At 63.6% G+C, this 10,842-nt stretch carries 11 protein-coding genes; 8 read left to right on the forward strand and 3 right to left on the reverse strand.

Going from position 1 to position 10,842, the window contains the following annotated elements; translation table 11 throughout:
• Window positions 1–11: 11 nt before the first annotated feature.
• On the reverse strand, window positions 12–986 hold the full coding sequence (gene tauA / locus CSV86_RS24505; protein ID WP_009400148.1) for a taurine ABC transporter substrate-binding protein: 975 nt from the start codon (window positions 984–986) through the stop codon (window positions 12–14).
• 342 nt (window positions 987–1,328) lie between these two features.
• Between tauA and CSV86_RS24510 the strand changes: the two genes are divergently transcribed.
• From CSV86_RS24510 to CSV86_RS24545, 8 genes are all read left to right on the forward strand, one after another.
• Window positions 1,329–2,669 carry an OprD family porin gene (locus CSV86_RS24510; RefSeq protein WP_009400147.1) on the forward strand — a complete coding sequence of 447 codons (1,341 nt, stop codon included), beginning with the start codon at window positions 1,329–1,331 and terminating at the stop codon, window positions 2,667–2,669.
• 168 nt (window positions 2,670–2,837) lie between these two features.
• On the forward strand, window positions 2,838–3,476 hold the full coding sequence (locus CSV86_RS24515) for a peroxiredoxin (RefSeq protein ID WP_009400145.1): 639 nt from the start codon (window positions 2,838–2,840) through the stop codon (window positions 3,474–3,476).
• A 335-nt stretch (window positions 3,477–3,811) separates the two neighbouring features.
• The gene (ssuE, locus tag CSV86_RS24520; RefSeq protein WP_009400143.1) at window positions 3,812–4,405 is read left to right on the forward strand and encodes an NADPH-dependent FMN reductase; all 594 of its coding nucleotides are present in this window, start codon (window positions 3,812–3,814) and stop codon (window positions 4,403–4,405) included.
• A gap of 100 nt (window positions 4,406–4,505) precedes the next feature.
• Window positions 4,506–5,471 (forward strand): sulfonate ABC transporter substrate-binding protein, encoded by a 966-nt coding sequence (locus CSV86_RS24525; RefSeq protein ID WP_009400141.1) that lies wholly within the window; start codon window positions 4,506–4,508, stop codon window positions 5,469–5,471.
• Window positions 5,472–5,529: 58 nt separating this feature from the next.
• Window positions 5,530–6,678 carry an FMNH2-dependent alkanesulfonate monooxygenase gene (ssuD, locus tag CSV86_RS24530; RefSeq protein ID WP_009400138.1) on the forward strand — a complete coding sequence of 383 codons (1,149 nt, stop codon included), beginning with the start codon at window positions 5,530–5,532 and terminating at the stop codon, window positions 6,676–6,678.
• Window positions 6,679–6,688: 10 nt separating this feature from the next.
• Window positions 6,689–7,486 carry an aliphatic sulfonate ABC transporter permease SsuC gene (ssuC, locus tag CSV86_RS24535; RefSeq protein ID WP_009400136.1) on the forward strand — a complete coding sequence of 266 codons (798 nt, stop codon included), beginning with the start codon at window positions 6,689–6,691 and terminating at the stop codon, window positions 7,484–7,486.
• Window positions 7,483–8,295, forward strand: coding sequence for an aliphatic sulfonates ABC transporter ATP-binding protein (gene ssuB, locus CSV86_RS24540; protein ID WP_009400134.1), 813 nt, complete (start codon window positions 7,483–7,485; stop codon window positions 8,293–8,295). Before ssuC ends, ssuB begins: the two co-directional genes overlap by 4 nt.
• Window positions 8,296–8,323: 28 nt before the next feature.
• A complete protein-coding gene (locus CSV86_RS24545; RefSeq protein ID WP_009400132.1) occupies window positions 8,324–8,539 on the forward strand; it encodes a TOBE domain-containing protein in 216 nt (71 codons plus the stop codon).
• A 79-nt stretch (window positions 8,540–8,618) separates the two neighbouring features.
• On the opposite strand, the gene CSV86_RS24550 is transcribed toward CSV86_RS24545, so the two are convergent.
• Window positions 8,619–9,245 (reverse strand): TetR/AcrR family transcriptional regulator, encoded by a 627-nt coding sequence (locus CSV86_RS24550; RefSeq protein WP_009400130.1) that lies wholly within the window; start codon window positions 9,243–9,245, stop codon window positions 8,619–8,621.
• 1 nt (window position 9,246) lies between these two features.
• Window positions 9,247–10,830, reverse strand: a complete 1,584-nt coding sequence (gene gshA / locus CSV86_RS24555; protein WP_009400128.1) for a glutamate--cysteine ligase — start codon at window positions 10,828–10,830, stop codon at window positions 9,247–9,249.
• Window positions 10,831–10,842 lie beyond the last annotated feature (12 nt).

Here is a 10,842-nt window from a genome sequence, read left to right on the forward strand (position 1 = left end):
CGCGATGATTGCTACTGGACGAATTTCGCACTGACGAAGGGCGCGTAGTCCGGCAGCACGGTTTCCACCTTGCCCTGCTCCTTGAGGAATTTTGCCGTCTCGGCGATCGCCGCCGGGGTCTGGCCTTGCAGCAGGCCAGCCTGGGCCTGGGCATCGGGGAAGGCCGAGCCTGCGAGCAGTTCAGGCACATCGGCGGGATTGGAGCCGGTCAGCCTGGCGATCTTCTGTACCGGCACCGAGTCGGCAGTCCACTGCGCCTTGTTCGCCGCATAGTCGGCGAAGGATTGCAGGGTCACCTTGGCGAACTTCGCCACGACGTCCGGGTGCTTCTCGGCGAAGTCCTTGCGTGCGACCCACACTTCGAAGGTCGGCGCGCCCCAGCCGCCGACTTCGGCGGCGTCGGTGAGGGTCTTGCCGGTCTTGCGGATCTCCCCCAGCGCCGGCGACCAGACGAAGGCGCCATCGATATCCCCACGCTTCCATGCCGCGGCGATTTCCGCCGGCTGCAGGTTCACCACTTTCACCTGACGCGTATCGAGCCCCCAGTGCTTGAGGGCACCGAGCAGGCTGTAGTGGGAGGTGGAGACGAACGGGGTGGCGATGGTCTTGCCGACCAGGTCCTTCGGACTGTCGATACCACTGCCATTGCGCACCACCAGCGCTTCGGCGGCGTTGATCTGCGCCGAAACGATGAAGGCCACGATCGGTAGCTTGCGCGAAGCGGCAGCGGCCAGCGGGCTGGAACCGAGGTTGCCGATCTGCACGTCGCCGGAGGCAATCGCGGTAACCACTTCCGGGCCGCTGTTGAAGCGGCGCCAGTCGATCTTCTCGCCAATCGCCTGCTCGTAGGCACCATCGGCCTGGGGCACCTTGCTCGGATCGATGCCGGTCTGGTAACCCACGGTGAGACCGGCGGCGTGGCTGACCAGGGTCAAGCCGGTGAGGGCCAGGGCAGTGAATACTTTGAGCGGACGTGACGGCTTCATGGCGGGGAATTCCGAAAGGGGAAAGCCATGAATCTAAATGATCTAAAAAACCAACCAGAAATAATTTATGGGCATTAGCTTATGTGCCCGAAGCGATGTGAAATTTTTGTTGGTTATGTCAAAAAAATCTTAAAAAAAACAAAATAATTCTTTTTAGGTTTATCGAATTGTAATTATCCTTCGCCCCCAGCATGGCGCATTAGACCAAAGTCTTGAAACGACTGGTTACGATTGACTCGATGGTCATCCATTGGTGCTAATCGCCCATCGACAACGAGTGGGGCGCAAGACCCGACCGTTAACGAACCACAAGAATTAGAAACAGAGAGGAGCAATTCATCCATGAAGAAGTCGACCCTGACTCTTGCCGTCGCCCTTGGGGTACTGGCCCAGCAAGCAGGCGCTGCCGGTTTTATCGAAGACAGCAAGGCTACGTTGAAGCTGCGTAACTTCTATATCAACACCGATAACCGCAATCACGGCAACGGCACCGTCAACTATCAGGAAGAGTGGGGCCAAGGCTTCCAACTGGACTACACCTCGGGCTTCACTGAAGGCACTGTAGGCTTCGGCGTCGACGCAATCGGCCTGCTGGGCATCCGCCTGGACTCCGGCAAAGGCCGTCACGGCAATGCCAGCAGCGACGCCTACGGCGGCACCGTCTTCCCGACCGACAGCGATGGCCGTGCTGTCAACGACTACTCCAGCCTGGGCGCTGCCGCCAAGGTCAAGATCTCCCAGACCGAACTGCGCTACGGCACCCTGCTGCCGAAGAACCCGGTCATCTCGTACAACGATGGTCGCCTGCTGCCGCAGACCTTCGAAGGCGGCCAGATCGTCTCGAACGAAATCAAGGACTTGACCCTGACTGCCGGCCAGATCGAGCACGTCAAGGGCCGTAACTCCTCGAGCACCGAAGGCCTGTCCATTGCGGGTGCCAACCAGTCCAGCAACTTCCGCAACGGCAAATATAGCAACCAGTTCCGTTATGCCGGCGCCGACTACAAGGTCAACAAGGATCTCCTGCTGCAATACTGGTACGGCGGCCTGGAGAACTTCTACAACCAGCACTTCCTGGGTGCGGTACACAACTGGGCTATCGGCCCGGGCGTGCTGAAGTCCGACTTCCGCTACTTCCACAGCACCGATGACGGCAAGAACGGCGATACCGCTGCCTGGTACACCACCGGTTACTACCCGAACAATCCGGTCAAGACTCGCGGCAAGGTCGACAACGACCTGTACAGCGCCCTGTTCCTGTACACCGTTGCCGGTCACACCTTTGGTGGCGGCTATCAGGTCAGCAATGGCGACAGCGACTTCCCTTGGCTGAACCAGGGTGACGGCTCGTCCAACTACACCATCACCGACTCGCAGATCCAGAAGTTCGGTCGTGCCGGTGAGCGTACCTGGCAAGCCCGCTACTCCTACGACTTCGCCAAGGTCGGCCTGGCTGGCGCCACTGCTGGCGTCACCTACCTGCGCGGCGACGACATCGATTCCACCATCGGTGACCGCAAAGAGTGGGAACGTGACATCACCCTGGCTTACGTCGTACCGGAAGGCACCCTCAAAGGCTTCGGCGTAATGTGGAAAAATGCCACCTGGCGCAGCAACGTTGCCAACACCAAGGACCAGGACGAAAACCGCCTGATCCTCAGCTACTCCGTCCCGCTGCTGTAACCCGCCGCGAGATACCCAACGCCCGCCCGGCCCCGTGCTGCGCGGGCGTTGTTTTGTCCGCCATTTGTTATCTCTTTAAGATCTAAATAAATCGATATTTATTCTTTTTAATTTGCTCGGCCTACAGGCACAGTTGAGTCCATCAACGAACAGCCAAGGAGCCGCACCATGAGCCTCAGACTCGGCGATATCGCCCCCGACTTCGAACAGGATTCCAGCGCCGGCAAGATCCGCTTCCACGAGTGGCTCGGCGACAGCTGGGGCGTGCTGTTCTCGCACCCGGCCGACTTCACCCCGGTGTGCACCACCGAGCTGGGCTTCACCGCCAAGCTGAAGGAACAGTTCGCCGAGCGCGGCGTCAAGGCCATCGCCCTGTCGGTGGACCCGGTGGACTCCCACCACCGCTGGATCGACGATATCAACGAAACCCAGAACACCACGGTCAACTTCCCGATCCTGGCCGATGCCGATCGCAAGGTTTCCGACCTGTACGACCTGATCCACCCGAACGCCAACGATACCCTCACCGTGCGCTCCTTGTTCGTGATCGACCCGAACAAGAAGATCCGCCTGACCATCACCTATCCGGCCAGTACCGGGCGCAACTTCCACGAGATCCTGCGGGTGATCGATTCGTTGCAACTCACCGACAACCACAAGGTGGCCACCCCGGCCAACTGGCAGGACGGTGACGAAGTGGTGATCGTGCCGTCGCTGAAGGACGAGGAAGAGATCAAGCACCGCTTCCCCAAGGGCTACCGCGCGGTCAAGCCATATCTGCGCCTGACCCCACAGCCGAACCGTTGATTCTGATTTAGCCATCGCAGGGATTTTCGGGCCGTTTCGACGGCCCTTTTTTTTGCCTGCATTTCCACGCTCTCGAAACCCGTGGAGAACCCTGTGGGAGCTGGCTTGCCAGCGATAGGGCCCGGCCGGCCAACACCTTTCCCCATGCCGGCCTCATCGCTGGCAAGCCAGCTCCCCCAGGGGATCTCCACAGGCCAAAAGACATATCTCCAATTCATATAAACAAATGAAAAAATATGATTTCTAGATATATGCAAGCACCTGTTAATGTCACCCCATTCCAGCGAGCCTCCTAACTCGCGGGCCTTTCGAACAGTTCCAAGGATGCGCATTCAATGTTGGTCGTTTCTATCGGTGGAAGTCCCAGCCTGCGTTCACGGTCCGGCGTGCTGCTCGAACGCGCACGCGATTGGCTGCAAGGCCAGGGCGTGGAAGTGGTGACATTCCAGGTGCGGGACTTCCCGGCCGAAGATCTGCTTCATGCCCGTTTCGACAGCCCTCAGGTCCAGCATTTCCAGCAGCTGGTGGAACAGGCCGACGGCCTGATCGTTTCCACCCCGGTGTACAAGGCGTCGTTCGCCGGCGCCCTGAAGACCCTGCTCGATCTGCTGCCCGAGCGCGCCCTGAGTCACAAGGTGGTGCTGCCCATCGCAACCGGCGGCAGCATCGCCCATATGCTGGCGGTGGACTACGCCCTGAAACCGGTGCTCTCGGCCTTGAAGGCGCAGGAGACCCTGCAAGGGATCTTCGCCGACGACAGCCAGGTCGCCTACGGCCAGGGCAATGTCCCGGCCCATCTGGCGCCCGCCCTGGAGCAGCGCCTGAACGAATCCCTGGAGCTGTTCCACAGCGCCCTGGCCCGTCGCCCGAAACCCCTGGCGCCCGGCCTGCTCAACGAACGCCTGATCAGTGCCCGCTGGAGCATCTGATCCTGTAGCACCCGTTTCATCGTGCAACCCCCACCTTACTGGCCCGACAACGAGGCAAGCAGGTGCAGCCCGAATCCCAACACTGCAAAAGGAGAGCGCTATGCGCACTGTCGTTTTGCGTCGTGGTCTGGCCGCTCTGTTCGCTGCGGCTGTTACCTTCGGCGCCATCACCCAAGCCCAGGCCGAAACCCTGCGTATCGGCTACCAGAAGTACGGCACCCTGGTTCTGCTCAAGGCCAAGGGCAGCCTGGAAAAGCGCCTCGCCGCCCAGGGCGTGCAGGTGCAATGGACTGAATTCCCCGGCGGCCCGCAACTGCTGGAAGGCCTTAACGTCGGCTCCATCGATTTCGGCGTGACCGGCGAAACCCCGCCCGTCTTCGCCCAGGCCGCCGGCGCCGACCTGCTGTACGTGGCCTACGAGCCGCCAGCGCCGCACAGCGAAGCGATCCTGGTGCCGAAAGGTTCGCCGATCCAGTCGGTCAAGGAACTCAAGGGCAAGAAGGTCGCCCTGAACAAGGGCTCCAACGTGCATTACCTGCTGGTCCGCGCCCTCGAGGACGCTGGCCTGAAATACAGCGACATCCAGCCGGTGTTCCTGCCGCCCGCCGATGCCCGCGCCGCCTTCGAGCGTGGCAGCGTCGATGCCTGGGTGATCTGGGACCCGTACCAGGCCGCCGCCGAGCAACAACTGCAAGCCCGCACCCTGCGCGATGGCCAGGGCATCGTCGACAACCATCAGTTCTACCTGGCCACCAAGCCTTATGCGCAGAAGCACCCTGAAGTGATCAGCGCCCTGGTGGACGAGGTGCGTGCCGTGGGCGAATGGTCCAAGGCCAACCCGCAGGAAGTGACCGACCAGGTCGCGCCGCTGCTCGGCCTGCCCGCCGACATCACCCTGACCTCGGTCAAGCGCCAGGGCTACGGTGCCGGCTTCCTGACCCCGGAAGTGGTCGCCGCGCAGCAGAAGATCGCCGACACCTTCACCAGCCTGAAGCTGATCCCCAAGCCGCTGAGCATCAAGGACGTGATCTGGACGCCGCCGGCCAAGGTCGCCACCGCACCTTGACGTTTCGCCCGAGCCGGGGCGTCGCCCCGGTCTGAGCCACCCTTAGGAGACAACTCCAATGAGCCTCAACGTTTTCTGGTTTCTTCCGACCCATGGCGACGGCCATTACCTTGGCACCGCCGAAGGCGCTCGCGCCGTCGATCACGGTTATCTGCAGCAGGTGGCACAGGCGGCCGACCGTCTTGGCTTCGGCGGCGTGCTGATCCCCACCGGGCGTTCCTGCGAGGACTCCTGGCTGGTGGCCGCGTCGCTGATCCCGGTGACCCAGCGCCTGAAGTTCCTCGTCGCCCTGCGCCCGGGGATCATTTCGCCGACCGTGGCGGCACGCCAGGCCGCGACCCTTGACCGGCTGTCCGGCGGGCGCGCGCTGTTCAACCTGGTGACCGGTGGAGACCCTGACGAACTGTCCGGCGACGGCCTGTTCCTCAGCCATGAAGAACGCTACCAGGCATCGGTGGAGTTCACCCGCATCTGGCGTCGGGTGCTGGAAGGCGAGACGGTCGACTACGACGGCAAGCACATCACGGTGAAGGGCGCCAAGCTGCTCTATCCGCCGATCCAGCAACCGCGTCCGCCGCTGTATTTCGGTGGCTCTTCCGACGCCGCGCAGGACCTGGCCGCCGAGCAGGTCGAGCTGTACCTGACCTGGGGCGAGCCGCCGAGCGCGGTGGCCGAGAAGATCGCGCAAGTCCGCGAGAAGGCCGCCAAGCTGGGCCGTACCGTGCGCTTCGGTATCCGCCTGCATGTGATCGTCCGCGAAACCAACGACGAGGCCTGGAAAGCCGCCGAACGCCTGATTTCCCATCTGGACGACGACACCATCGCCCGTGCCCAGGCGTCCCTGGCGCGCTTCGATTCGGTCGGCCAGCAACGCATGGCCGCCCTGCACGGCGGCAACCGCGACAACCTGGAAGTCAGCCCCAACCTGTGGGCCGGCGTCGGCCTGGTGCGTGGCGGTGCCGGTACCGCGCTGGTCGGCGATGGCCCGACCGTGGCGGCGCGGGTCAAGGAATACGCCGAGCTGGGCATCGACACCTTCATCTTCTCCGGCTACCCGCACCTGGAAGAGTCGTACCGCGTGGCCGAACTGCTGTTCCCGCACCTGGATATCGAACGTCCAGCCCTGCCGCAGGAGCGTGGCTATGTCAGCCCGTTCGGCGAGATGGTGGCCAACGACATCCTGCCCAAAGCCGCGGCGCAGCGTTGAGGATCACGCCATGAGTCGTTCTTCTTCCAACTCCTGGGTCCAGCGCCTGGCGCCCTGGGCCCTGCCGGTAGCGCTGCTGGCGATCTGGCAACTGGCGGTCAGCGCCGGTTGGCTGTCGACCCGCATCCTGCCGGCGCCAAGCGCGGTGATTTCCGCAGGCGTCGAACTGGTGCGCAGCGGCGAAATCTGGACCCACCTGGCAATCAGCGGCTGGCGTGCCGGGCTGGGCTTCCTGATCGGCGGCAGCATCGGCCTGGTGCTCGGCTTCATCACCGGCCTGTCGCGCTGGGGTGAACGCCTGCTGGACAGCTCGGTGCAGATGATCCGCAACGTGCCGCACCTGGCGCTGATCCCGCTGGTGATCCTGTGGTTCGGCATCGACGAGTCGGCGAAGATCTTCCTGGTCGCCCTCGGCACGCTGTTCCCGATCTACCTGAACACCTACCACGGCATCCGCAACGTCGATCCGGCGCTGGTGGAAATGGCCCGCAGTTACGGCCTCAGCGGCTTCGCCCTGTTCCGCCAGGTGATCCTGCCGGGTGCTCTGCCGTCGATCCTGGTCGGCGTGCGCTTTGCCCTCGGCTTCATGTGGCTGACCCTGATCGTCGCCGAGACCATCTCGGCCAACTCCGGCATCGGCTACCTGGCGATGAACGCCCGCGAGTTCCTGCAGACCGACGTGGTAGTGCTGGCGATCGTGCTGTACGCGGTGCTCGGCAAGCTGGCCGACCTCGCTGCCCGTGGCCTGGAACGTGTCTGGCTGCGCTGGCACCCGGCCTATCAAGTGAGCAAGGGAGACCGCGCATGACCGTTCTCAAGGAACAGCCGCCGCGCCTGCTGCGTGGCATCCCGCTGGCGGTGCAGAAGGTCGAGAAGACCTTCGGCCAACGCAAGGTCCTGCGCAATATCGACCTGCACATCCCGGCCGGCCAGTTCGTCGCCATCGTCGGCCGCAGTGGCTGTGGCAAGAGCACCCTGCTGCGTTTGCTGGCCGGCCTCGACCAACCGACCGGTGGTGAATTGCTGGCCGGCAGCGCGCCACTGTCGGACGCTCGCGAAGACACCCGCCTGATGTTCCAGGAAGCGCGCCTGCTGCCGTGGAAGCGGGTCATCGACAACGTCGGCCTGGGGCTCGAAGGCAAGTGGCAGGAACGCGCCAGGCAGGCACTGGAAGCGGTGGGCCTGGCCGACCGCGCCAATGAATGGCCGGCAGCCCTGTCCGGTGGGCAGAAACAGCGCGTGGCCCTGGCCCGCGCCCTGATCCACCAGCCGCGCCTGCTGCTGCTCGACGAACCGCTGGGCGCCCTAGATGCCCTGACCCGGATCGAAATGCAGCAACTGATCGAAGACCTCTGGCGCAAGCACGGCTTCACCGTGTTGCTGGTGACCCACGACGTCAGCGAAGCGGTAGCGGTCGCCGACCGGGTGATCCTGATCGAGGACGGCGAAATCGGCCTCGACCTGCACGTGGACCTGCCGCGCCCACGGGTACGTGGCTCGCACCGCCTGGCCGCGCTGGAAACCGAAGTACTCAACCGTGTTCTCTCGATCCCTGGCACTCCGCCCGGGCCCGAACCCGTAGCACCCTTGCCTACGCAACTGCGCTGGGCTCATTGACCTCAGAACCTACGAAGGAAGCAAGCAGATGACTATCAAAGCGATCAACGTACGTAACCAGTTCAAAGGCACCGTGAAAGAAATCCTGGAAGGCCCGGTACTGTCGGAAATCGACGTGCAGACCGCCTCGGGCATCGTCACTTCGGTGATCACCACCCGTTCGGTCAAGGAGCTGGAACTGACCATCGGCAGCGAGGTGATTGCCTTCGTGAAGTCGACCGAGGTTTCCATCGCGAAACTGTGAAACCCCAATCGCTGGCAAGCCAGCTCCCACAGGTCCGGTGTACGCCGGACCTGTGGGAGCTGGCTTGCCAGCGATGCTTTTAATGCTTGGGCAGGAACGGCGGCAGATACAGCCCCACATACGCTTCGAACACCCGCATCCCCTCCTCCGCCATGCGCGGCGTGATCTGCCCGTGCACCTGCACAGAACGGGCATACACCCGGTCGCTCAGCTCCATCGCCAAGGCAAATACATCCACATCATGCGGCAGCTCCGGCAAGCGGAAATGCTGCTCGAACAGCTTGTGCATCAGGTCGCCCAGCTCGATATCGTGCTGGCGGTCGGCCTGGGTCACTTCGCTCAGGCCATGCTGGGCGAGGATCAGTTGCCGGGCGGCGGCGTCCTGTTGATAGATCTCCAGCATCCGCGCTTCCACCAGCCGCGCCAGGTCCCGCCAGCCGGTCAGGCTCGCGGTGTCGATGGGCGCCTGCAGGCAGGCGCGAAACGCGCCGTGTACATCCGCCGTCAGCGCCTCGAGCAAGGCCGGGACGCTGGCGAAGAAGTGATAGACCGACGACGGCGGGATCTGCGCGCGCTCGGCGACGCTATAGATCGACAGGCTGGCCACGCCCTCGCTGGCCAGCAAAGTGCGGGCCGCGTCGAGGATCGAGTCGATCCGCGCCTGGCTGCGGGCGCGGGGTTTGCGAGGGGTGCTGCCGCGGCTCATATCAGTTGCTGATCGCCAGGATGCTGGCCTGGTAGGCGCCGACGAACAGGTCGAAGTCGCCGACTTCCTGCTGTTCCAGACGCGCCTGCTCTTCCAGCGAAGCCCGGGCCAGGCTTTCGAAACGCGCCTGCTCTTCAGCCGGCAGCGGCTCCTTGCGCAGGTAGTCGGCATGCAGCTGGCTCTGGCGCAGGGCGAAGGCGGCGAAGCTTTCCTGGTGCGCGGTCATGCTGGCGAGCACCTGGGCCGACGGGGTCAGCGCCGGGTCGTCGACCTTGGCCGCCTGGGTGGCGAGGGCACGGGCGTGCTCATCGCTGCCCTGGCTGCGGTCGAGCAGTTCGGCCAACGGTGCGATACGCGCCAGCAGCTCGGAGGCCCAGGCCTTGAGTTCGACCGGCTGGCCGTCGCGATGCAGTTGCAGGCCCGGACGCCGGCCTTCCTTAACCACCTTGAGGAAGTTGTCGGTGCACTGGCCGCACTCGCCGTTTTGCAGCAGCGGGCTTTCTTCCAGGGCGCAGAACAGCAGGAAGGCATCGAGGAAACGCGCCTGCGGCAAATCGATGCCGGTCGGCAGGAACGGGTTGATATCCAGGCAGCGCACTTCGATGTACTGGATGCCCCGGGCCACCAGCGCCTGGATCGGCCGCTCGCCGGTATAGGTCACGCGCTTGGGACGGATGTTCGAGTAGTACTCGTTCTCGATCTGCAGGATGTTGGTGTTGAGCTGCACCCACTCGCCATCCTTGTGCGTACCGATCTCCACATAGGGCGCGTAGGGCGTGGCCACGGCGCGGCGCAGGCTGTCGGTGTAGCTGGCGAGGTCGTTGTAGCAGGGGGTCAGGCCGGCCTGGGCGTTGCTCTGGTAGCCCAGGTCGCTCATGCGCAGGCTGGTGGCCCACGGCAGGAACAGGGTGTCGGCGTCGAAGGACTCGAGCTGGTGCGGGCGGCCACGGAGGAACCCTGCGTCCAGCGCCGGCGAGGCACCGAACAGGTACATCAGCAGCCAGCTGTAGCGGCGGAAATTGCGGATCAGGGCAATGTAGGCCGACGACTGGTAGTCACGGTCGTCACCGCTGCCGCCTTCGGCATCACGCAGCAGCGGCCAGAGCTTTTCCGGCAGCGAGAAGTTGTAGTGGATACCGGCGATGCACTGCATGGTGCGGCCGTAGCGCAGGGCCAGGCCCTTGCGGTAGACGTACTTGAGCTGGCCGATGTTCGAGGTGCCGTACCAGGCGATCGGGATGTCCTCTTCCGCCGGCAACGGGCACGGCATCGACGGACTCCACAGGTACTCGCTGCCGAGCTTGCTGACGGCGAAGCGGTGGATGTTCTCCAGGCTTTCGAGGGTCTGCGCCGGGTCGGCCAGGGCCGGGGTGATGAATTCCAGCAGCGACTCGGAATAATCGGTGGTGATGGATTCGTGGGTCAGCGCCGAGCCCAGGGCCTCGGGGTGCGGTGTCTGGGCCAGGCGACCGTCCTCGGTCACGCGCAGGCATTCACGCTCGATGCCGTGCAGGCACTGCTTGAGCAGGGAGAGGTTGTCGCCTTGGCCAAGCAGGCTCAGGCGGCGGTTGAGAAGTTCGCTCAAGATGGATTCCTT

The sequence above is a fragment of the Pseudomonas bharatica CSV86 genome (assembly GCF_000319305.2).
GTDB classification, from domain to species: Bacteria; Pseudomonadota; Gammaproteobacteria; order Pseudomonadales; family Pseudomonadaceae; genus Aquipseudomonas; species Aquipseudomonas bharatica.